Below are 22,370 nucleotides of genomic sequence, written 5' to 3'. Positions count from 1 at the left end.
CCGCGCGCGGGCCGCCCGGACGTCAGTCGACGATCGCCATCTCGCGGGCCGTGGTGTTGAGCCGCCGCCCGCCGTCCTCGGTGACCGTCACGATGTCCTCGATGCGCACGCCGAAGCGGCCGGGCAGGTAGATGCCGGGCTCCACGGAGAAGCACATGCCGGGCACGAGGGGCTGCTCCTCGCCCTCGATCATGTAAGGCGGTTCGTGGGTGGTGACGCCGATGCCGTGCCCGGTGCGGTGGATGAAGTACTCGCCGTAGCCGAACTCGGTGATCACGGCGCGGGCCGCGCGGTCGATGTCCTGGCAGGCCGCGTCGGGCCGTACCGCCGCACAGCCGGCCGCCTGCGCCTCGCGCACCACGTCGTGGACGCGCTGCTCCTCGGCGGTCGGCTCCCCCACGTGGACCGTGCGGGAGGTGTCCGAGCCGTAGCCGTGCAGGAGCCCGCCGAAGTCGAGGACGACCATGTCGCCCCGCTCGATGACGCGGTCACCCGCCTCGTGGTGCGGGTTGGCGCCGTTGGGCCCTGAGCCGACCACGGTGAAGTCCACCTGCGCGTGCCCGAACCTCCGCAGCAGATCCGCGAGATCGCCGGCGACATCCGTCTCCCTGCGGCCCGCGAACGGCACCTTCTGGATCTCCTCGTACGCCGCGTCGGCCGCCGCGCCCGCCGCCGCGAGGCGCTCCAGCTCGGCCTCGTCCTTGACCGCGCGGAGCATCGGCAGGGCTTGGGTGAGCGATACGTAGGAGGTGCCGGGCAGCGCCTGCTGGAAGCCGAGCAGGTGCATCGCCCAGGCGTTGTCGCTCACTCCGAAGCGGCCCGATACGTCCAGGAGGGGCGCGGTGACGGCGTACGGGTCCTTGCCGTCGGTCCAGTCCCGGAGGGTGAGCGCGGGGGCGCCCGCGGCGCGCGCGGCGTCCGGGGCCTCCAGGGTCGGCACGACGAGAACGGGGTCCTGTCCGGCCGCGAGCACGAGGAGCGTCAGGCGTTCGGTGTCCGCGGTCGGGCGGTAGCCGGTGAGCCAGACGAGGTCGGGGCCCGGCGCGACGAGCACGCCCGCCAGACCCGCGTCCGCGGCCGCGGCGGCGGCCCGCTCCATGCGTGCTCGGTAGTCGTCGGCGGTGAAGGGCGCGGGCGCGCTGCTCATGGTGACCTCCTGGTGTCCACGCGAGAGATCCTGCCCCTCGCCGCGCGTGACCGCGAGCCCGGGTCGGGGCCGGGTCACGTCACGACGCCGGGCCGCGCGGCCAGAACCTGCCGCGCGCCGCTCTGGTGGCGGACCGTCAGGGTCACGGTCCTGCCGGGCCGCGCTCGACCGACCTGCAGGGCGAGCTCGGCGGCCGAGCCGACGCGGGCGCCGCCGAACACGACCACGGTGTCGCCGCGCACGAGCCCCGCGGCGTGTCCGGGGCCCGGCACGTGCACGCCGACGAGCAGGGCACCCGCACCCGCGCCCCGGGGCGCGTCGACGGCCTCGACGCCGAGGGCAGCGGCGGGAGGGCGGGGACGCGGCGGTGGGGGGACGGGGTCGCGGGGGCCGGGGGCGGGGTGCTTCGACCCGCTCATCGGCATGTCGGCCCCGGGCGCCGAGCCCGCCCCGGTGGGGACGGCAGAGGCCTCCCGCACCCCGGCGAGCCTGCTCATCCCGATGACGGTGGCGCCGACGGTGCCGATGCCGATCCCCGAGAGCACGAGGGCGGCGGCACAGAGGACCCCGAAGACCAATGTCCCCCACCGCCTGCCGTGACGCCGCCGGGCGGCGTGGGGGCGGCGGGGGCGGTGGGTGTCGCGGGACTCGGGCGACGGACGGAGAGGCCCGGCGGGCGCCGACCGCACCGGCGCCGCCGCATCCGGAGCGGGCCCTCGACGCCGGCGTCGAGGGGGGCGGGGCGTCGGACTGGGGGGCTCACCGGGACTTGAGGTGACGTATCCGCCGGGACTTGGGGTGGCGTGCCTGTCGGGGCGGGGGGTGGTGTGGTTGCTGGGGCGGGGGGCGGTGTGCGTGTTGGGGCTGGGGGCGGCGTACTCGCTGAGGCGGGGGGCGGTGTGCCTGTGACGGCTGGGGGTCACGTACTCGCCGGGGCCGGAGGGGGTGCGCTCGCCGGAGCTGGAGGCAGTGTGCTCGCCCGAACTTGGGGCGGCGTACTCGCCGGAGCCGGGCGCGGTGCCCTCGCCGAAACCAGGGGAGACGTACGGGCCAAGGCCCGAGGAGATGCGCCCGCCGGAGCCCGGGGCGGTGCCTTCGCCGAAACTCGGAGAAACGTGCCCATCGGAACCCGGGGCGGTGCCCTCGCCGGAGCTCAGGGGCGCGTATGTGTCGAAGCCGTTGGCAGTGTGCTCTTCGGCGTCAGGGGCGGTGCGCTCGGCGGAACGCGAGGGGGTGTACTCGCCGGAACTCGGGGCGGCGTGCCGGCCTGTGCTCTGGCGGGTCCTTCGGTCCGGCTCCGGTTGTTGTCCGGCGCTGTGGCCCGGGCCCTCCCCTGGGCCGCCCCACCCCGTGTCCTCCCCTCGGCCAGGTAGTCCGTCCTGGCTGCGGACGCCGGGGAAAACCTCGTCCTGGTCCGAGTCGACATGTCGGTCGGCGCCTCGGCCCGGGGGTCGGCTCAGGTCCGCGGCCGGAGCCTGGGCCTGGGCAGAGCCCTGGTCCGGGTTCTGGCCCGGGTTCCGGCCCGGCATCGGCTTGGGACGCAACGTGGTGTGATCCATGGATCGCCTCCGGCCACAGCTCTACCCGGAGTGACCCCGCGTCGACGCCTCACGAACGGGTGACATCCAGCTGGGCGGCCAGCGTTCGGGCGGGGCCTCGCAGCGTGCCGGTGTGGAGGAGTTCCGTGCGGTGGACGACGCGAGGTGCCGTCAGAGGTACGGCGACCGTGCCCCGCGCCTCCTCCGCCGCCCACCGCGGCAGCAGGGCGAGACCGTGGCCCGCGGCGACCAGCGCGGTGAGAGTGCGCAGGTCCGTGCCGTCGTAGCGCACCGCGGGGCGGAACCCCGACGTGCCGGACGCCGCACGGAGTCGGGCCAGCGGCAACCCCGTGTCCGGGGCGTCGATCCAGCGGGCGTCCACCAGGTCTCCGAGGCGCAGACCGGGGCGACGGGCCAGCGGGTGGTCCTCGGCGAGGAGCACGGCCACGGGTCCCTCCGCGAGGCCGCGTACACCCAGCGGCGCGACGTCCGGCAGGCGCAGGGGGTCACTCGGCGCCGCGAGCCCGTCGACCAGGCCGAGGTCGGCCGCACCCGTCGCGACCGCCGCGGGGACCTCGTCGCGCGGCAGCACGGCGAGGGTGACGCCCGCCACGGGGAGCGCCCGGACCGTACGCGGGGTGAGCGCCGTCGACGTGGCCGCGAGCGTCAGCCCCTGCTCGGGAGCGGCCGCCATGCGGACGACCTCCGCGCGGGCCGCGTCCAGGCGCAGCAGCAGCGGGCCCGCGTGCTCCAGCAGCCGGGCCCCCGCCGGAGTGGGCGCGACGGGGCGGCGCGTGAGCAGGGCCGCGCCGAGGTCCTGCTCCAGGGCGGCGATGTGCTGGGAGACGGCGGACTGGGTGTAGCCGAGTTCGCGGGCCGCCTCGGAGAAGGAGCCGAGGCGGGCCACCGTCACGTAGGTGCGCAGGAGGTGCGGGTCCATGGCCGCAAGGATCTCCCGGTTCGGCGGGCGCACGGCCACCAGGGGTACTCGGCCACCACGGGTGCTCGGCGATCAGGGGTGCTCGGCGACGTCACCAGGGGTGCTCGGAGACGTCATCAGCGGCGCCCTGACGACGTCATCAGGAACGCTTATGGAGCGTGCAGCAATCATCGTTGGACGTGAACTGGGGGCCCGGCCAGGATGATTCGCATGACCACCACCGCCCACACCCACCGCGCCGCCCGCCTCGCCGTCGTCGGCGACCGCTCCCCGAACGTCACCGCCCACACCCGGATCCCGCTTCTCCTGGACGCCCTCGCCGCCCAGGACCACCTCGTCCTCGACGCGTACTGGATACCGACCGAGGACGCCGTTGAGCCGGACGCCGTGCGCGGTTTTGACGCCGTGTGGGTGGTGCCGGGCAGCCCGTACCGCAGCGAGGCCGGCGCGCTCGCCGCGATCCGCACGGCCCGCGAGGACGGCGTGCCCTTCCTCGGTACCTGCGGCGGCTTCCAGCACACGCTCCTGGAGTACGCGCGGAACGTGTGCGGTCTGACCGACGTCGCCCACGCCGAGAACGACCCCGGCGCCGATGACCTGCTCCTCACCCCCCTCGCCTGTTCGCTGGTCGGCCACGAGGGCACGGTGACGATCGCGGAGGGCTCGCTCGCCGAGTCCGTCGTGGGCGCCCGCACGTCGGTCGAGCGCTACCACTGCTCGTACGGGCCCACCGCCCACCTCGACACGCTGCGCGCCCACGGTCTGCGCTTCTCCGGCGAGGACGAGGAGGGCCAGGTGCGGATGGCCGAACTCCCCGGCCACCCCTTCTTCCTGGCCTCCCTCTTCCAGCCGGAGCTGGCCGGCGACGGCTCGCGCCCGCACCCGATCGTGCGGGCCCTGGCGCGAGCCGCCGTCCGGCACGCGGGCGTGGCCGCCTGACCCTCACCCGCCACCCGGCACGGGCACCGCCACCGGAACCGGAGCCAGAACCGGCAGCGGCACTACCACCGGCACCGGCTCAGGACCGTCCGCCGTCACACGGACTGACCGCCGTGATCCCCGTGACCACCCCCGTGTCCGGCGCCGTGGTCGAACTTCAGGGCCTCCTTGGGCATGACCACGAAGGGCCGCATCATGCCCATGTCCTCGTGCTCCAGGAAGTGGCAGTGGTACATGAACCGGCCGTACGCCCCGTCGAACTTGCCCATGACGCGCAGCATCTGCCCGCCGGGCACCCGGAAGACGTCCTTCCAGCCGCGCTCGTTCGGGGCCAACGGAACGGGCCGTTTCGGGTCGACCGCTATGGGCGCGAGGGTGCCGCCGATGCTGACGTCGAAGCCCGAGACGTCGCAGGCGTCCCTGCCGAGGAGCTGGAAGTCCGCCAGGTGGATGTGCATCGGGTGGAGCACCGGTGGGTTCGCGGCGAGGTTCAGGAACGTCCACTGTTCGTGGCTGCCCTCGGCGATCGTGATGCCGAGGCCGTCGTTGAACGTGCGGGCGATCCTCCGGTACGTCCTGACCCTGCCGTCCTCCCCGCGCAGCTGGATGATCCCCTCGGTCGGCACCTGGATGTCACCGGGCTTCTCGACCTCGGCCATCTCCCAGATCTCCGGGTGGCCGCCGCCGCCCTTCGTGGCGGGCGGGGTCAGCACGATCAGCCGGTGCCCGTGCGCGATGTCGTGGGTGAGCGGGCGGAAGGAGCCCGAGAGGACCTCCGGCAGTTCGAACGTGTCCGGTTCGGCGCACTCGCCCACGCGGAACTCCATGACCTGCGGGTAGCGCACGTCGTTCGCCACGTCGGGCACACCGGGCGCCTGCCCCCGTCCCTTGTTGACCAGCCGCAGCCGCTGCCCGGCGAGCTCACGGAAGTCGATGAGCAGGTCCATGCGCTCGGCCGGTGCGACGGTGAGCGTGGGCAGTGCCCCTTCGAAGTCGACGGGCACGGGGCGCGGCAGGAGCCCGCCGTCGCTGCCGATCTGGTGGAGGACGCCCCGCACGGGGTTGTTGTCCTCGTCGACGAGAACCAGGTCGTAGATGCGCGCGTTCGACGCGTTGACCAGGCGGAAGCGGTACCAGGCCGCGTCCACGTCGGCGTACGGCCAGATGCGGCCGTTGACCGTGGTGTAGGGGCCCGAGAAGGGCAGGGAGACCGGCTTGCCCGTCTCCGCGTTCTTCGGGTCGACGATGGTGGTCTTGTGCAGGAGGCGGCCGTTCAGCCGGCCGTCGCCCTCGTCCGTGTCAAGGTTCCTGTCGGCGATGAGCAGCGGTATCTCCCGCTCGCCGCACGGCAGTTGCAGCGCGTCCTCCTCGTCGTCCCGGACCAGGTACGTGCCGTAGAGACCCGCCATCACGTTCCAGCGCGTGATGTTCATGGCGTGGTCGTGGTACCACCACTGCACCGCCTGGTGGTCGTTCGGATACTCGGAGAGCTGGGCGTCTCCGTACCCCACGGCGTTGTCCGCCCAGCCGTCGTTGCCGCCGCCCGTCTGCGCGCCGTGCAGGTGCGTCACCGACCAGGCGGGCAGCGACGCCACGTCCTTGTTCGGCTCGATGCCCCCACGGCCCGGCAGAGTGCTGGGCAGCGGGTCCTTCTGCGGGTCGCCGCGCGGCGCCTCGACGGCCGTGACGGGATACTCGCCCTGCGGAATGCGGTTGGTCCAGGCGATGCGGACCCGCTGCCCGCGCCGCACCTCGATGGTGGGGCCCGGCACCGAGCCGTCATACCCCCACATCAGCGTCGGCGGAAGCTGCGGGTGCAGGCGCACCCATGTCGGCCGCAACACGATCTCGGTCTCCTCCAGCACGTCGGTGGAGTCGGGCCGCAGGACCGGCGGGACGGTCAACGGCGCCACGAACGGTGCCAGTTCACCGTCGGCGGGGCCCCGGGCCCTCCCCGCCGCATCCTCGTCGGCCACTTGCGCACCGGCGATGTCCGCCGTGCCGCCCGTCGGCTCTTCCGTGCTGCGCTCAATGATGTCGGTCAAGATCGAACACCCCCGTGTCCATCCCCCGTTTCGCGGCCGGTCGACGGCCGCCTTCACTTCAGAAGACTCCTGGCGCCTCACCGAAGTTCCACGAATCCTGCATTCCGGATGAAACCATCCGAAGGGGGCTCGTCGGAGCGCCGGAGGGCGCGCGATCGGGCAGGAAGCCGTGTGCGCGCCCGGCCAGGTCCCGTGCCCCGTAGCGTCGGCAGCCGTGGTGCCAGTTGAGGATGCCCGCCATCCAGTTCTTCAGGTCGGCGACGTAGCCGTCGATGGCCGCGCGGCCCTCGCGTGACAGCGCGAAGTCGTCGTACAGGGACGTCAATTCGTGGGCGCAGACGTGCTCGAACTGGCGCAGGCGCTGTGTCGTCAGATCGTGGACGACCCGCAGCGCCGACGGGTAGTCGCAGCCGAAGAAGTTCTGCACGACGAGGATGCCGTTGTGGAACTCGCCCTCGTACTCGATCTCCTTCTGGTACGAGAAGATGTCGTTCACGAGCATGGCGTAGTCGACGGCGGCGTTCTCCAGGGAGCGGACGGGACCGCTGCGGTAGAGCGCGGGCGGCACGGCGGGGCCGTGGCCCATCCGGCACAGGCTCATCGTGAGGTCGGCGCCGAACGTGGCGCGGCGCATCTCCAGGTAGTCGACCGGGTCGGGCACGCGATGGTGCAGCTGGTTGAAGATCTCCCACACCCAGCTCTCCGTCATGACGTCGACGGCGTCGCGCAGCACCCTGCGCTGCCGGTCGGTCATGTCACGCGTCGTGCGCGACCACAGGTCGACGAGGCCGCGCTCCATGGCGTTCGCGGGCACCGGTACGGGCTCGCCGACGAGGGGCATGCAGGCGGAGAGGCGTTCGGTGCAGAGCTTCGCGGCGGCGAGGTCGCGGCGGCGGCCGAAGAGGAGGGGGTAGTAGTCGTCGCCGTAGGTGCCCCACACGAGCCACTGCGTGCTGAGGTCGAGTGCCTGTTGTGTGCCGTCCGGGTCGAGTCCCGCGGCGCACAGCGGCAGGTCGTACGCGTCGAGCCTGTCCTCGTCCCAGACGCCCTCCTCCAGGATGCCCATCGCGTGCGCCCACCCGGTGATGCGCTGCCGCGCGGTGTCGAGACCGGGGTTGAGCCGCAGCGGGAACGGCATGTACAGATCGGGGATGCGGGAAGGGCCCACTTTCTGGAAGGGCACATGCGTGAAGGGCCGTGCCCGTTCCGCTCCCGCGGCGGAGAGCAGCGACGCGATGCCGACCCCTGATGTCCCGAGGCCGGTCGGACCGGCGAGCGGAGAGCCGGTGACCGCGCCCTCGTTCATGTACCGGCTGGAACGCAGATGCCACTCGTGGCCGCCGGACTGCCAGTCCTGGAGGCCTTTCGTGTACGCGGCGACGGCCGCCACCTCGGACGGGGTGAGACCTTTCTCCAGGGCCAGAGCGGGCACTTCGGTGACCGCCGTGTGCTCGAACTGGTGCAGGCGCGAGGTCAGCACGTCGTTGACGGTGTCGGCTGCCTCCTGGGTGGTGCAGTCGAAGAAGGTCTCCAGGACGAGCACACCATTGCTGAGCTCGCCCTCCTCCTGGACTTCGCGCTGGTACGAGAACAGGTCGTTCCTCAGGTGGACGGCGTCGGCGAACGTCTCCATGAGCACGCGCAGCGGCCTCGTCCCCGCGACCGCCGCGGGCACCTCCGCCGTCGCGTACTCGATGAGGCCCGCCGACCAGGGTGCGCCGCCGACCTTGCGGCGCATCTCGATGTACTCGACGGGGTTCGCGATCCGCCCCTCGTTGATGTTGGAAAGCTCCCACATCGACTCGTTCAGCAGGTGTTCCGTCGATTCCGCGAAGCGGCGGCGCCAGTCCTCGGACATCGCGGGCACGGTGCGCGCCCACAGGTCGGCGAGGCCCGCCTCCACGGGGTTGCGCGGCTCGGGCACGGCGGCCGACAGGTCCATGGGCATGAAGAGAGGCAGGCGTTCCAGGTGCGCCTTGCCGGCCGCGCGGTCGTTGGTGCGCTTGTACATGTCCAGGAAGTGGTCGTCGAAGAAGAAGACCCACACGTACCAGTCGGTGATCAGCGACAGCGCCGGGCCGTCGCAGTCGGGGTGGGTGTACGCACACAACAGGCCGTAGTCGTGCGCGTCGAGGTCGCTCTGCTCCCAGACGCCGCTGCCCTCCAGCATGCCCATGTCGCGCGCCCAGCGCGTGGAGTGCGCGCGGGCCTCGTCCAGGTGTGGATTGAGCCTCGCGGCGTACGGCATGTAGAAGCGCGGCAGGTCGAACGGTTGCGTCATGTGCCCGGCCCTACCCGGGGCTCCCCGCGGGCATCCGTGCGGCGCCCCACGATCGCACCATCGCGTGAAAGGGGGACAGTTCGCCTTCGAGAGGGGAAAAGACGTGCGAAGGACCGGCCCGTCGGCGTCCGCCGCGCCGCACGTTCCCCGCCCGCGAATCTCGGTTTTCCCCGCGTGCGCACCGTTCACGCCTCTAGGCTGCCGACGACGCCCTCGGAAGGAAGCACGTCCATGACCGATGCGCCGCTGCGAGCGGAGCTGCTCCTGGACCGCGAGGTCCCCGACGAACTGCGCCGCGAGCTGGTCGCCGCCTTCGCAGGCCTCGGCGCCCCACCGGCCCGGGTCCGGCACACCGTCGACCACCGCGGCGCCGCCGACGTCCCGTGGATCGTCCTCGCCTCACTGCCGCTCCAGGCGTTCCTCACGGGTCTGGGGGCGGAGGCGGTCAAGGACGCGTACGACGCGTTCAAGGCGGTCGTACGAAGGACAGCGCGCCCCGCGGCGTCCGATCCCGCCACCCCGTCCGAGGGACATGAGGCCCGCGCCGAGGGCGCGGCCCGGCCCATCGTGCTGCAGGACGCGTCCACGGGCCTCGACATCGTGCTGGAGCCCGACCTGCCCGCCGAGGCGTACGAGCGGCTCACCGCACTCGACCTCACGGAGTTCGCGGTGGGGCCGCTGCACTACGACCGCGACCGGGCCCGCTGGCGTTCGCTCCTCGACGAGGCCACCGGCTGACCCGCCCGCCACGGACCGGAATCGGGGGCCGACTGTGACGACGCAGACCACGGAAGAGGACCTTTCCCAGGCGGAAGAGGCGTGCGCCGAGGGTGAATCGGCGCTGGAGCGCGGCGACACGGCCGCCGCCGAGAAGTGCTTCACCCGGGCACTGGAGCTCGCGGGGGCGGAGGACCGGGAGGGCGGCACGCGTCTCGCCGCGCGGGCGCGGACCGGCGCCGGACGGGTACGGCTCGCCCGCGGGGAGATCGAGGGCGCCGAGACCGAGTTCGAGCGGGCGCACGCGCTGCGGCCCTCGGCGGCGGGTCCGTTGCACTGGCTGGGCTGCGCGGCCGCGCACCGCGGCGACCTCGTGACGGCGGAACGCCACCTCACCGCCTCCCTCGCCTGCGCGGTCCCGCACGGCCGCAGCCTCGTCCAGCGCGCCTACGTGCACGCCCGCGCCGGAAACGCGGACGCCGCCCTCGACGACCTGCGGACCGCGGCGTCGGCCGGCCCCCTGGACGACGAGGCCCGCTGGCTGCACGCCACGCTCTCCGGCCGCTCCGCCCGCGAGGTGGCGCTGCGGCTGCGCAGGGCGGCCCTCGCCGCGCTCACCCCACTCGCTCCCCACGGGGGTTTCGGGGCGGAGGGCGACAACGGCTGGCGGCGGGCCGCGGATCTGATCGACGCCGCGCGGGGAATCGATCCGGGGCCTTGGACGTCCCCTTCGCTGTACGCCGTGGCTCTGGTGCGCGGTGGGCGGCGCAAGGCCGCCGTCGCGCTCCTGGACGATGCCGTCCGGGGCGACCCCGCCGACCATCGGGTCACTCACTCGCTCGCGGTGGCCCTCCTCAACTCCTGCACACACACCGAAGGTTCGCGTTGGGAGCGGTGCGTCGCCGCCTGGGCCGCGCTGCTGCACGACGCCGCGTTCTGGGCGCACGTCCTGGCCTCCGCCTCCCGGCGGTACGGCGTCACCGTCGAGCCGTCCCTCGTACCCGTACTCCGTGCCGGGCTGCGTGAGGTGCTCGAACGGCACCTGCCCGACGACGCGGGCACCCGTGTCGCGCTCGGGCCCCTGCTCCAGCGTGAGGCCGACGCGGCGAAGCTGCTCGCCGCCGTCGGCGGCTTTCCGACGTCGGGAGGCGGCGGGCCGCCGCTGTTCTGCGGGCCGCTGCGCATCGCCGAGCTCGGCAGGTCGGCGGAGTTCGGCGCGTTCGCGGCGGCATGGGAGCGGTCGTTCGCCGACGCACGGGCCGCGCAGGCCTCCGCGTACACCGGATCGACGGACCCGGCCGCCCCGGCCGCCCACACCTCCCTCACCTACGCCTTCTCCGAACTCGGCTTCGCCCAGCTCCTCCTGGGGCACGACAAGGCGGCCGACGCACTCGCCGCCCTCTCCGAACTGCGCTGCCCCGGCTGCCGGGCGCGCGGCGGGCCGGGGGCCGCGGCCGTCTGCGAACCGGCGTGCGGACGCTTCGACGAGCTGAACCCCGGGTACGCCGGAATTCCCGACAAACACCTCCGCCTCTCCCTCGACGCGCGCGGACTCGCCCTGGAGGCGCGGCTCAGCATGGGCCGCGCCGAGATGACGTCCGCGCGGCCCGACTTCGCCGCCGCCGCCGCGTACTGGCGCCGGGCCCTGGTGCACAGCAGGGAGATCGACCGGTACCGCGAGACGCAGACCGCCATCGTCGACATGGCGCTCGGCGCGGCGCGCGACGCGCACCGCGACGGGCGGCTGAGCCTCGCCGTGTCCACGCTCGACGCGACGCGTTCGGTGATCGGCGCGAACGAACGCGGTCGCCTGGAGGGCCAGTTGGCGCGTGTGCTCGCCGACCGCGGGATCTCCGTAGCCAACGACGAGGAGGCGCTCCTCGACCGGCCCGCCGCCGACCTGCGCCGCTCCGTGGCGTTCAACCCGCACCTGCTGCGCGCGCAGGTCAGCCTCGGCATCGTGCTGCGCGGCCTTGCCGCGGCCCGCTGGAGATCCGGCAGCCTGTCGGGCGCGCGGGACACGCTGCGCGAGGCCGTCGACCAGCTCACCGCCGCCCTCGTCCTCTTCCCGGACGACCCGGACCTCGAGGAGCAGCGCGAGGCCGCGGTCGCCGACCTCGATCACGTCATGTGGCAGCCCGACGAGAGCGAGCAGTGACGCCCGTGCTCGGTTACGAGGAACTGCGCATCCGGGTCCGCCGCGTCGGCGGCTCCCGCTACCTGGTGGCGGCCGGCGGACCCGCGTGCGCGGCCGAGGTGGTGACAGTCGACGGGGAGCCCGAGGCGTTCCGGGAGCAGTGGGACCGGCTGATCGCGGCGGAGCTCGGGTACGCGCCGATGGGCGAGCAGCACACCGCGGCGCAAATGCGGGCGCTCGGGCGGGGCGTCTTCCGGCTGCTGTTCGGGGACGCGGCGGCGACGGAGGGTGAGGGCGCGGAGGCGGACGGCTCCGGGGAGGACGCGGTCGGCTGCCGCGTCGGGGCGTGTGTCGACACCGCGCTCGACCGCGCGCAGGGGATGCGTCCCGCGCGCGGGCTGCGGCTCCGTTTCGACCTGCCGCCCGAGCTGCGCGACCTCCCTGTGGAGTCGCTGTGCGCGCCGCCCGGCAGCCCGCAGCAGTCGCTCGCGCTCAACCACGGTTATTCGTTGGTGCGTTCGCTCGCGGGCGGGCCCCTGGGGCAACGGCTGCCCGAACCGGCGGACGAGCCGAGCGTGATCCGGCTCCTGGTCGTGTGCGCCTCGCCGCGCGGACTCCAGCCGCTGCGGACCGCGCCGGAGGTCGCCGCGATCCGCAACGATCTGCCCGAAGTGGCGGTGCAGACGGCGGTGGTGGAGCGGGCGACGCGCGCGAGCCTGGAGGAGGCGCTGGGTGTCCACTCCGAACTCCCCACGGCCGTCCTGGTGATCGCGCACGGAGCGTACGACCGGGACATCGGCAAGGGCGTGGTGGCCCTGGAGACGGAGGGCGGCGGCATCGACCGGGTGCCGGCCGATCTGCTCGCCGCGATCCTCCTGAAGGCGCAGCGGCTCAGACTCGTGGCGCTCAACCTCTGTGCGGGGGCGGACAGTTCGCATCTGGAGCCCTTTTCCGGGCTCGCGCAGGCACTCATCGGCGGGGGTGTGCCCGCCGTGGTGGCGATGCGGGGGCGGATCAGTGACGTGTCGGCGGGCGCGTTCGGTCCCGAGCTGCTCAAGGGCATCGCGGCGAACAAGACCATCGACGAGGCGGTGGCCGCGGCGCGGCTGCGGATCTCGCACCAGCCGGAGCACACGGCCGTGGAGTGGGCGACCCCCGCGCTGTTCCTGCACGAGGGGTGCAGGCAGGGCTGGCTGTTCAAGGCACGCGAGGTGCGGGACGACGAGTTCGGGGCGGGCGGGACGGCCGTCGCGGATCCGCTGCGCGAGGGCGAGGACGCGCTGCGGGCCTTCCAGAGCTTCGTCGGTCACGTGGGCTCCGCGGCGCTGATCGGCGCGGCACGCTTCCAGCGCGACCTGGGGAACTGGACGCAGGTGCAGCGCATTCTCCGTACGCCGACGCAGAGTTACGCCGACGAGCGGCGCCGGTTGCGGGCCGAGGCGGCGTTCGAGCTGGCCTGGCCCGAGCTGGAGAGGCTGTGCGCGCTGCTCGCCGGGGAGCGGGACGCGGCGGGGGCCGAGGCGCAGCTCGACGTGGTCCGCGAGCTGCTGCCGGGGCCGCTGCCCGGCGCGCTCACGGCGGAGGTCGCCGGGCTGCGGCGGCTCGTCTCGCTCGTCGACGAGGCGCGCGCGGCGGAGGCGGCCGCGGACTGGGCGACGGCCATCGCCCGCTACGAGGAGGTGCTCACCCTGCGCCCCGGCGGGCTGCGGGACGTCACGGAACGGCTCGCGGTCGCGCGCGACGAGCTGCATGTGGCGCGTGTGTGCGAGGCGGCGGAGCGGGCGCGGGCCGCGGGCGACTGGAGTGCGGCCGCCGACGGCTACGCCGCGGTCCTGACCCTGCGCCCCGGCCATGACACGGCGCTCGCCCGGTCCTCGTACGTGGCGGGCCGGGCCGCCGAGGCACGCGAGGACTGGGCCGCGGCCGGGGCGGCGTACGCGGGGTGTGCGGGCCTCGACGACGCGGCGGCGCGGGCGGCGTACGCGCGGGGGCGCGCGGCGGCGGAGGACGGGGAGTGGGCGACGGCGCGGGACGCCTTCGCGCAGGCGGGCCCGGACTGCCGCGCCTGGCAGGTGTACAGCGCGGGCCGTGCCGCGGACGCGGCGGGCGCGTGGGGCGCGGCGACGGAGGCGTACGAGGCCGCGGACGGCTTCCTGGACAGCGCGGTACGTCTCCTCTTCGCGCGGGGCCGCGGCGCGGCGGAGGCGGGCCGCCCCGCCGAAGCGCTGACGGCCCTCTCCGCGGCGGCCGCGCGGGGCTGGGACACCGAACCGTGGCTGGGCGACCTGCGCCACGGGCTGTACGAGGCGGCCCTGACGTCGACGGACGCCGCCGACTGGCCGACGGTACTGGCCCACTTGGCGCCGCTCCCGGCCGACTTCCGCGCGACCCACCTGCTCAGGCGCTACGCCGAGGGCCGCTTGGCGACGGCGGCGGAGGACTGGGCGTCGGCGGCGGAGGCGTTCGGCGAGTGTGTGGGGGGCGGGAGCACGGATGGTGCGGGCTCGCCCCCGGGGGCCGCGCAGCAGCCGCCCGTCGACGTGGCGGGCCCGGTGGCCGGGGCCCCCGGGCAAGGCGGCACCGTGGGCGGCGTATCCGCCGATGCCGGTGGTTCTCGGGATGTCATGGGTGACGTGCCCGGGGACGCCGGTGATCTCCGTGCGTACGCGCGGGCGCGGCTCTGTGAGGTGCGGGGGCTGTGGGACGACGCGCTCGCGCTGTTCGGGGGGCTGGCGGGTGGGTTCGGGGACGTGGCCGATCGGGTGCTGTACGCGCGGGGGCGCGCCGCCGACGTGCGGGGCGAGTGGGACGGCGTCATCGACGGGTTCGGCCGGCTGCCCGACGGTTACGCGGACGGGGAGGTCGGCGTGCGGCGCCTCTACGCGCGCGCACGCCTCGCCGCCGACCAGCGCGGCGACTGGGCGGCGGTCCTCAGCCTCCTCACCGGCGTACCGGACGCGGCACGCGAGGGCGCGGTGTCCGCGCTCCGCCGCAAGGCCGAGGGCCGGCGCGCGGAGGAGGCCGGCGACTGGGCGGCGGCCTGCTCGGTCTACGGCCGGGCGTTCCCGGGGGGTGCCCCGCAGCCCGGCGCGGCAACCGGCACCATCGGTGTCAGCGACCCCGAGGCGGTTCCCCTTTACCGCTACGCCCTCGCCCGTACCCATGAGCAGCGTGAGCAGTGGCAGGATGCCGCCGACGTCTATCGGTTGATCGAGGGCGAGGTCGGGGGCGACTCGTGGGCCGACGTCGGCGTTCGGCTGCGGTACGTACAGGCTCGGCTCGACGAGAGCGCCGCCGACGGGGTCGAGGACTGGCGGCGCGTCGTCGAGGCGTACGACGAGCTGGAGCGGGAGGGCGTGCCGGGGCTCGACGTCGACGCGCGTGGGCGGTACGCGCGCGTGCGGGCCGCCGAGGCCGAGGGGGACTGGGCCTGCGTGGTCGCCGAGGCCGACGCGCTCGGCACGCACCGCGACGCGCCCGCCGTCGCCGCGTACGCCCGCGGCCGGCTCGCCGACGCGCACCAGGAGTGGCAGCGCGCCGCCGACGCGTTCCGTCAGTGCACGGGTCACCGTGACGCCGACGCCCATCTCGCGTACGCGGAGGGGAGGTTGCTGGAGTCGGCGGGGAGGTGGAGCGCCGCGGTCGCCGCGTACGAGAAGGCGGGCGGCGTGCTCGACCGGGCCGACGTGCGGTGCCGCAGGCTGCGTCGGCTCATCGGACTGCTCCCGTGGGCGGACGGGCTGACCGTCTCCCCGCTCGTCGCCGACCCCTTCGCCGTCCGGGACCAGGCGTTCCCCTACCTCGCCCTGCGCGACGCGGGCGTCGACCCCGGTGCCTCCATGGACGTCGTCAAGAACGCCTCGTACGCCCTCCTCGAACGCGGCACCATGTCCTGGCACGAGCGCGTAGCCCTGGAGCGGCTGCGGCTGCCGGGGCGGCGCCTCCAACTGGACGCGCTGCTCTACCGCTGGCACTCCCCCGCCGCCCTGCGCGACGCCCTCTCCGCGCTCTCGCCGGACGAGGGCCCGGGGCTCCTGGACGCCCTGTGCGCGCGTTCCCCGCAGGACGCCCCGCTGCTGCTGCTCCTCGCGCGGGGCAGGGAAGCCGCCGCCGCGGAGTGGGAGCGGCGCCTGAAGGAGGCGCCCGGCGACATGGCGGTGGTGCACGGGCTCGCCGTGGCGAGGCTGTGGCAGGCGCAGGAGCTGGAGCAGAGCGGGGCGTGGGAACACGCCGTGCAGGCCTGGGAGTCGGCGCTCGCGTATTGGGCGACGCTGCTGAGCGACGACGAGTACTGGGACGGCTGGCGGGTCGAGCGCGCGACCGCCTATGAACGCGACCTGACGCACGACGACATGGCGTCGCTCCGCTGGGAGCTCAGCCAGCACCTCTTCGGCCAGCTGTCGGCGTACGAACAGCGCCACACCGAGCAGGCCCGGCCCCAACAGGCCGCTGCCTACCAGGCGTTGGCCGCTCTGCTCGAATCGGAGCTGGGCGGCGCGCGGGTCCTGAAGGACGTGGGCGGGCTGCCGTCCGTGCCGGGTTCGGGCGGCACGCTCGCGTGCGGGCCGCGGTATCTGCGGCTGCTGTGCCTGCAGGAGCCGCTCGCCGAGCTCGCCGCGGAGCTCGACGCGGCCGCCCAGCAGGGCAAGGACCCGGGCGAGTACGCCGTACGGGAACTGCGCTGGGCGTTCTCGGAGCTGGCGCGGGGTTTCGCCCTGTCCGAGGTGCGGAAGTTCGAGGCCGCGCTGCGCGCGCTGCCGGTCTTCCCCACCCTGACCACGCTGCCGGACGACTGCGCGGGACCCGCCGAGCAGCCCGCGCACACGCGGGGGTGCGGCCCCTGCCAGGACTTCCTGCGGCGCAATCCCGCGTACGTACGCCTCCCGAGGCGCCACGCCCGGCTTCTCCAGGACGGTGTCGAGCTCGCCGTGCACGTCCGTCTCGCGCTCGCCAGGACGGCTCTGACGCGCGGCGACGGCGGACTCGACGAAGCCCTGTCCCACTGGGGCGAGCTGGTGAAGGTGTCCCGGAACGCCGGGATGCAGGCCCGCTCCAAGAAGGCCGTCATCCGTACCGTCCTCGGCCGCGTCGAGGCGCTCACCGACGAGGAGGGCGTGCAGCTCGGCGGCTGCCTCGACGAGGCCGTCACTCTCGTCGAGTCCGTGATCGCCGCACTGCACCCGCTCGACCGCGAGCTGCTGAGCCAGCTCAACGCGAAACTGTCGGCGTTGCTGTCCATGCGCGGCGTGTGGCGGGGCTACACCCGCACCAAGCACGGCATGCGCTCCGACATGTACGGCGCCGAGACCGACCTGCGCCGGGCCCTGGCCCTCAACCCGGAGTCCAGCCACGCCCGCGACAACCTCGCGCGCGCCTTCGTGTTCACGCTCGACGAGCGGACGTACGAGGTGCCCGCGCGCCTGAAGCTGCTCCACGACGCGCTCGGCCTCCTCGACGTGGGCCTGGGCCAGGCGCTGACGCACCGGTACCGCGAGACGCTCGCCGAGGCGCTCGACGAGATGGAGAAGCTGCTCACCCGGCACCTCGGCGTCGAGGGCATGGGCGACCTGATCCGCAGCGACGGCCGTGAACCGCCGCCCGACGAGGCCGATCTCGCTTCCTGGGCCGCAGAGTTGACGCTCCGGGCGGAACGCGCGCTGCGCGACGGTGACATCCTGTGGGCGCTGCACCATCTGATCCGCGCCACCCGCGCGGAGCCCACCGACAGCCGCATCAGACAGGCCCTGCTCGACGCGGTGAACCGCTGGCTCGCCGAACTCACGCCCGACGAAGACGACGAAGCAGGAGGCAGCGTCGCGTGATCAAGGACCCTTCCGCGAGCGGGACAGGACCCTCGCACCTCTCCCCCTACGAGCTGCTCGCCCCGGCCGGTGTGACCCCCTGGACGTCCCACAAGGACATGCAGGACGTCTCCTTCGAGCTGCTCGCCCGGCACCTGATGACGCAGGTCACCCAGCAGGCCTGGGACGAGCTGCGCAGCGTACGCCGCAGACTCCTCGTGGACCTGATGCTCTACGACGTCGACCTCGCCGCCGAGCTCCCCCCGGCCGTCGACGCCATCGACCGCGCGCTCGCCGCCGAACCGGACCCGCCGCAGCATGACACCTCGGTCCGGGCGGCCGACCTCCTCGACCTGATCCGGTTCGATGTCTGACCCGGCGGCCCGGCTCGCCTACGAGCACGCCCGCGCCCTTGCCGCCCGGGACGCCGCCCACCGCGCGCTCACGGAGCGGCTGCTGCTGCGCTGCGCCGACGCCCTCGACTCCTTCGACCGGCTCCTCGCCGACGGCGCGGCGAGCGACGTGGACACGTACCGAGGGAGCCTGGCGCTGATCGCCGGGCAGCTGGAGCGGGACCTCGCCGAGGAGGGGCTCGAACGGGTCGGGCACGTCGGCGAGCGGGCCGAACCGGCCACGCACCACGTCGAGGCCGTCCGCGCCGCACCGCCCGGCGCGGACGGCGACGAGGTCCTTGAGATCCTGCAGCGCGGGTATCGATACCGGGGGCAAGTGCTGCGCGCCGCCCGGGTGGTCGTCGCCGTCGACGGCGGCACGGAACAAGGGACGGTACGCGAATGAAGGCCATCGGCATCGACCTCGGCACCACGAACAGCGCGGTGGCCGCCCACGATCCGCACCGCGCGGACATCGCCGTGCTCACCAACAGCAAGGGCGAGCGGCTCACGCCGTCCGTCGTCGGGGTCGTGCGCCGCGACGGCAAGGACCAGCCGCTTGTCGGTGAGGACGCGCTGAACTGGGCGATCAGGCAGCCCAAGGAGACCATCGTGTCCGTGAAGCGCCTGATGGGGCGGGACTTCGCGGACGCGTCGGTGGCGCAGGCGCGCGACCGGATGAGCTACGAGATCGTGGCGGGGCCCGACGAGGACCCGCGCGCGCACGTGCTGCTCGGTGGGCGGGCCCGCACCCCGGCGGAGATCTCGAGCGTCATCCTGGACAAGCTCGTCAGAGACGCCTCGCGCGTCCTCGGCGAGCCCGTCACGCACGCCGTGATCACCGTGCCCGCGTACTTCCGTGACGCGCAGCGGGCCGCCACGCGTGAGGCCGCCGAGCAGGCGGGGCTCGTGGTCAAGAAGATCGTCGACGAGCCGACGGCGGCGGCCGTCGCGTTCGGCCTGCACAAGCCGGGCGGCGCCCGCAGCCGGGTCCTCGTCTACGACCTGGGCGGCGGCACCTTCGACATCTCGATCCTCAACGCGGTGAAGGACCAGGAGGGCAGGAGCCAGTTCCAGGTCCTGCGGTCGGCCGGCGACATCTGGCTGGGCGGGGACGACTTCGACCTGGCGATCGTGGAGCGGATCATCGCGTGGATGCGCGAGCAGCACCACGTGGACCCGGCCGGCGACAAGGCGTTCCTGTTCCAGGCGAAGAAGGCCGCCGAGCGCGCCAAGCGCGAGCTGAACGACCTGCCGGAGACGTACATCGTCATCCCGGCCGCGTACCGCAGCGAGAACGGCGTCCTCGACGTCGAGATGAAGCTGACGCGCGGCGAGTTCCAGGGGATGATCGCGCCGCTGGTGGCCAGGACCATGAACCTCGTCCAGGAGTCCCTGGCCCGCTACGAACTCTCCACCGAAGACATCTCCGACGTGCTCCTCGTCGGCGGCGGCACCCTCACCCGGCCGGTGTACGAGGCCGTCGAGGCGTTCTTCGGCGCCGGCAAGGTCCGCAGGAACATCAACCCGATGGAGTGCGTGGCGTTCGGCGCGGGGGTGCTCGCCGAGACGCTGCGCGGTGTGGAGTGCTCGGACGCGGAGTGCGCGAAGGTCAACGAGTACGGGGCGGACGCCTGCACGGAGTGCGGTCGCAGCCTCGCAGACGGGCGCTCCAAGGGGGACACGGGGCTGTACGAGTCGACGCCGATGGCGATGGGCATCGCGGCGATCAAGGGCAGCCAGCGGGACGTGTTCGTCGAGATCATCGAGGCGGGCTCGCCCTACCCGCTCTCCGAGCCGCGCCAGCGCACCTTCCACGCCACCGACAGCCGCCGCATCCGCGTGCCGGTCTACGAGGGCGACAGCAAGGTGGCGAGCGAGAACCACGAGCAGGGCGTCGTCGAGTTCGAGCTGCCGCAGGAGATCGAGATCAACCGTCAGGTCGACGTCAGCTTCAACTACTCGGCGGACCGCATCATCACGGTGAAGATCTCCGTGCGCGGCACGGACATGGTCCTGGAGGCGACCCCCAACCGGGAGAAGCCGCGCACGCCGCCGCCCGAGCCCGTCGAGGTCCTCGACAGCGCCTCGCTGCGCGAACAGCTGGGCTACGCCGAGCGGGAGGCCGACCACTTCCTGAAGCGGTACGGGCCCTACATCGAGCCCGTGCAGGCGATGAAGGTACGCCGCGACATCGAGCAGGCGCAGCGGGCGGCCGCGATGGGCGACAGCGGCGAGTACAAGCGGCTCACCGAACTGCTGCTCGACGACATGTACCGCCAGTGCGGCCTCGCGAGCCAGTTCCGGCAGGCCGAGCTTGCCTCGGAGGGCGCGCCGCCGGAGACGGTCCGGCGGATCAACGAGGCGGTCGAGTACGTGAAGCAGGCGCACCGGCAGGGCAACAGCGTCGGCACCGCCCAGCAGGCGCGCAACCTCGTGAACCTGGTGGCGGTCGCCCAGTCCGAGCGGGCGGTGCCCACACTCCCCGACCGGCCCGACTACGAAGGCATCCTCCGCTTCGCGGAAGAGACGGCGGGCGGATGACACAGGCACGGCCCGCGCGGGGGGCACCGGTCCCCGTCAGTCTCGGCATCGACTTCGGCGCCACGGGCATCCGTGCGCTCTACGCGCCGCCGGACGGGCCGGGGCGGCGTCTGGACGCGGAGTGGGGCGACGGGCCGTGGCTGCTGTGCGAGCAGGCAGAGACCGGCGAACTCCCGGTGACGTTCCCGAGCCTCAAGAGCCGGGTGGGCAGCGGACGCCCGGTCCATCTGGGCGGCAAGCCGGTCGACGCCGACCGGGTCGTCGTACGCCTGCTGCGGTCGGTGCGGGAACGCGTGGAGGCGGCGACGCGGGGCAGGGTGGCGCAGACGGTGATCAGCGTGCCGGCGCGCTTCGGGTCGGCGCAGCGGGCGGCGCTGCGGGACGCGGCGCGCGAGGCGGGCCTCGACCCGACGCGGCTCGTCAGCGACTCCATGGCCGCCGTCATCGGCCACATGACGGAGCGGGACAGCGGCACGTGCCTGGTCTACGGCATGGGGTACGAGGGGTTCGAGATCGGCCTGGTCCGCAGCGTCCGCGGGCACTTCAGGTCACTCGGCTACGAGGGCGGGGCGACGTCGGGCGGGCGGGCGTTCGACGCGGAGACGCTGTCGTCGGCGGTCCGGCTGCTGCGCAGACACCGGGGCGCGGGCTCGGTCCACGGGGTCGACGCGGCGGTGTGGCAGGGACTTCGCGCGCGGGGGCAGGAGGCGCGGGAGGCACTCGGGGCGCCCGGCGGCCCCGAGGCGGCGGTGCTCGACCTGGAGCTGGGTGCCGGGCCCGCGCTGTGGGTGCGGTTCGCGCGGCCCGACCTGGACGCGTATCTGGAACGGCATGTGGGGCGCACGCTCGACCGGGCACGGGCACTGCTCGACCAGTCGGGCATGACGCCCGCGGACGTCGACACACTGCTGCTCGTCGGCGGCAACACCCGGATGGAGCAGGTGCGTTCGCGGGTCTCCGCACTCGTCGGCGGGGAGAGCGTGCAGGCGCCGCCCGAGCTCCTCGCGCTCGGCGCGCTGAAGCACGCGGTGCGGCTCGCGGGCGGTGCGGCGTCCTCGGGGCCCGCGGCCCTGGAGGAGGGCCCGCTGGAACCGGCCGCCACGGCCCAGGACACCCTGTCCGACGCGCCTCCGCTCACGGCGACGCTGGTGGGCGCGGAGGAGCGGGGAGGCGGGGCGCGGGACGTGGAGGGGGCCCGGCGGCTCGTACGGGAGGGGCGGGAGGCGGAGGCGGCCGCGGTGCTGCGCGGGGTCATCGCGGAGGCGCAGGAGCTGCTGGACGGCTTGGAGCGGCGCGGGTCGCGGCCGCGGTCCCTGCCCACGTCGCCGACGCCCGCCACGGCCCCGGCTCAGCGGCTGTCGTCGTCCCCGCCTCCCTCCGGGACGGGCCCGGCCCCCGCCCCCGTGCTCGACCACACGTCACGGCGGCAGATCGCCCGCGCGCGGGCCCTGCTGTCGCTCGGCAGGTACGACCACGCCGTGCAGGCCTCCCACATCGCCTGGCAGGACGCGGCGAACCGGCCCGCGGGGGCCGACATGCTCGACGCGATGATCGACGTGCACTGCGCGGCGGCGATGGCGGACATGGCGCCCGAGCACTTCGCCGACGCGGAGCAGTGGCTCAACTGCGCGTACAACCACGATCCCACGAACGTCCGGGTGCGCGGGCTGCTCGCCGAGCGCACGTTCCGGCACGCCGTCGAGCTGGACCGGCGAGGAGAGCGGGATGAGGCGATTGAGGCCCTGGGGAAGTGCCTCACGTGGGACCCTGAACACGCCGAGGCGGATGCGCTGTTGCGGCGATTGAACCGTGGCGGAAGGAACCGGCGCGGCAGGGGGGACGTCCTCGGACAGAGGTCACTCGAACCACCCCCGTGAAGCATCCCGCGA

General features: G+C 74.0%; 13 protein-coding genes. 8 read left to right on the top strand and 5 right to left on the bottom strand.

What is annotated here, in order from left to right:
* Positions 1–22: 22 nt before the first annotated feature.
* From DEJ47_RS30110 to DEJ47_RS30100, 3 genes are all read right to left on the bottom strand, one after another.
* Positions 23–1,147 carry an aminopeptidase P family protein gene (locus DEJ47_RS30110; RefSeq protein ID WP_150173507.1) on the bottom strand — a complete coding sequence of 375 codons (1,125 nt, stop codon included), beginning with the start codon at positions 1,145–1,147 and terminating at the stop codon, positions 23–25.
* A gap of 74 nt (positions 1,148–1,221) precedes the next feature.
* On the bottom strand, positions 1,222–1,725 hold the full coding sequence (locus tag DEJ47_RS30105; protein WP_223828551.1) for a PDZ domain-containing protein: 504 nt from the start codon (positions 1,723–1,725) through the stop codon (positions 1,222–1,224).
* 1,030 nt (positions 1,726–2,755) lie between these two features.
* A complete protein-coding gene (locus tag DEJ47_RS30100) occupies positions 2,756–3,625 on the bottom strand; it encodes a LysR family transcriptional regulator (protein WP_150173494.1) in 870 nt (289 codons plus the stop codon).
* A 210-nt stretch (positions 3,626–3,835) separates the two neighbouring features.
* Between DEJ47_RS30100 and DEJ47_RS30095 the strand changes: the two genes are divergently transcribed.
* A complete protein-coding gene (locus DEJ47_RS30095) occupies positions 3,836–4,564 on the top strand; it encodes a glutamine amidotransferase-related protein (protein WP_150173493.1) in 729 nt (242 codons plus the stop codon).
* A 95-nt stretch (positions 4,565–4,659) separates the two neighbouring features.
* Here DEJ47_RS30095 and phsA read toward each other — a convergent pair whose 3' ends face one another.
* Complete coding sequence (gene phsA / locus DEJ47_RS30090) at positions 4,660–6,609, bottom strand: O-aminophenol oxidase PhsA (protein WP_202457482.1); 1,950 nt, start codon at positions 6,607–6,609, stop codon at positions 4,660–4,662.
* 58 nt (positions 6,610–6,667) lie between these two features.
* Positions 6,668–8,890 carry a germacradienol/geosmin synthase Cyc2 gene (gene cyc2 / locus DEJ47_RS30085; RefSeq protein WP_223828550.1) on the bottom strand — a complete coding sequence of 741 codons (2,223 nt, stop codon included), beginning with the start codon at positions 8,888–8,890 and terminating at the stop codon, positions 6,668–6,670.
* A gap of 231 nt (positions 8,891–9,121) precedes the next feature.
* On the opposite strand from cyc2, the gene DEJ47_RS30080 reads away from it, so the two are divergent.
* The 7 genes from DEJ47_RS30080 to DEJ47_RS36650 are packed head-to-tail and all read left to right on the top strand — an operon-like array spanning position 9,122 to position 22,358.
* Positions 9,122–9,628 carry a hypothetical protein gene (locus DEJ47_RS30080; protein ID WP_150173492.1) on the top strand — a complete coding sequence of 169 codons (507 nt, stop codon included), beginning with the start codon at positions 9,122–9,124 and terminating at the stop codon, positions 9,626–9,628.
* Between the two features lie 34 nt (positions 9,629–9,662).
* Positions 9,663–11,765 (top strand): tetratricopeptide repeat protein, encoded by a 2,103-nt coding sequence (locus DEJ47_RS30075; RefSeq protein WP_150173491.1) that lies wholly within the window; start codon positions 9,663–9,665, stop codon positions 11,763–11,765.
* Positions 11,762–17,566: a CHAT domain-containing protein gene (locus DEJ47_RS30070; RefSeq protein WP_150173490.1), complete on the top strand. Its 5,805-nt coding sequence runs from the start codon at positions 11,762–11,764 to the stop codon at positions 17,564–17,566. The genes DEJ47_RS30075 and DEJ47_RS30070 overlap by 4 nt, the downstream gene beginning before the upstream one ends.
* The gene (locus DEJ47_RS30065; RefSeq protein ID WP_150173489.1) at positions 17,563–17,919 is read left to right on the top strand and encodes a hypothetical protein; all 357 of its coding nucleotides are present in this window, start codon (positions 17,563–17,565) and stop codon (positions 17,917–17,919) included. The genes DEJ47_RS30070 and DEJ47_RS30065 overlap by 4 nt, the downstream gene beginning before the upstream one ends.
* Complete coding sequence (locus tag DEJ47_RS30060; RefSeq protein WP_150173488.1) at positions 17,912–18,343, top strand: nucleotide exchange factor GrpE; 432 nt, start codon at positions 17,912–17,914, stop codon at positions 18,341–18,343. Before DEJ47_RS30065 ends, DEJ47_RS30060 begins: the two co-directional genes overlap by 8 nt.
* Complete coding sequence (locus tag DEJ47_RS30055) at positions 18,340–20,481, top strand: Hsp70 family protein (protein ID WP_150173487.1); 2,142 nt, start codon at positions 18,340–18,342, stop codon at positions 20,479–20,481. Before DEJ47_RS30060 ends, DEJ47_RS30055 begins: the two co-directional genes overlap by 4 nt.
* Positions 20,478–22,358, top strand: coding sequence for an Hsp70 family protein (locus tag DEJ47_RS36650; protein ID WP_161237669.1), 1,881 nt, complete (start codon positions 20,478–20,480; stop codon positions 22,356–22,358). Before DEJ47_RS30055 ends, DEJ47_RS36650 begins: the two co-directional genes overlap by 4 nt.
* Positions 22,359–22,370 lie beyond the last annotated feature (12 nt).

This window comes from Streptomyces venezuelae, assembly GCF_008642355.1.
Taxonomy (GTDB): domain Bacteria; phylum Actinomycetota; class Actinomycetes; order Streptomycetales; family Streptomycetaceae; genus Streptomyces; species Streptomyces venezuelae_B.
Note: the sequence above shows the minus strand (reverse complement) of the source record. Positions and strands in the feature narration are given on the sequence as shown.

Excerpts from the sequence above, each read along its gene's own strand:
- DEJ47_RS30080 (WP_150173492.1), top strand. The coding sequence starts at position 9,122 with ATGACCGATGCGCCGCTGCGAGCGGAGCTGCTCCTGGACCGCGAGGTC.
- DEJ47_RS30095 (WP_150173493.1), top strand. The coding sequence starts at position 3,836 with ATGACCACCACCGCCCACACCCACCGCGCCGCCCGCCTCGCCGTCGTC.
- DEJ47_RS30060 (WP_150173488.1), top strand. The coding sequence starts at position 17,912 with ATGTCTGACCCGGCGGCCCGGCTCGCCTACGAGCACGCCCGCGCCCTT.
- DEJ47_RS30110 (WP_150173507.1), bottom strand. The coding sequence starts at position 1,147 with ATGAGCAGCGCGCCCGCGCCCTTCACCGCCGACGACTACCGAGCACGC.
- cyc2 (WP_223828550.1), bottom strand. The coding sequence starts at position 8,890 with ATGACGCAACCGTTCGACCTGCCGCGCTTCTACATGCCGTACGCCGCG.
- DEJ47_RS30055 (WP_150173487.1), top strand. The coding sequence starts at position 18,340 with ATGAAGGCCATCGGCATCGACCTCGGCACCACGAACAGCGCGGTGGCC.
- DEJ47_RS30100 (WP_150173494.1), bottom strand. The coding sequence starts at position 3,625 with ATGGACCCGCACCTCCTGCGCACCTACGTGACGGTGGCCCGCCTCGGC.
- DEJ47_RS36650 (WP_161237669.1), top strand. The coding sequence starts at position 20,478 with ATGACACAGGCACGGCCCGCGCGGGGGGCACCGGTCCCCGTCAGTCTC.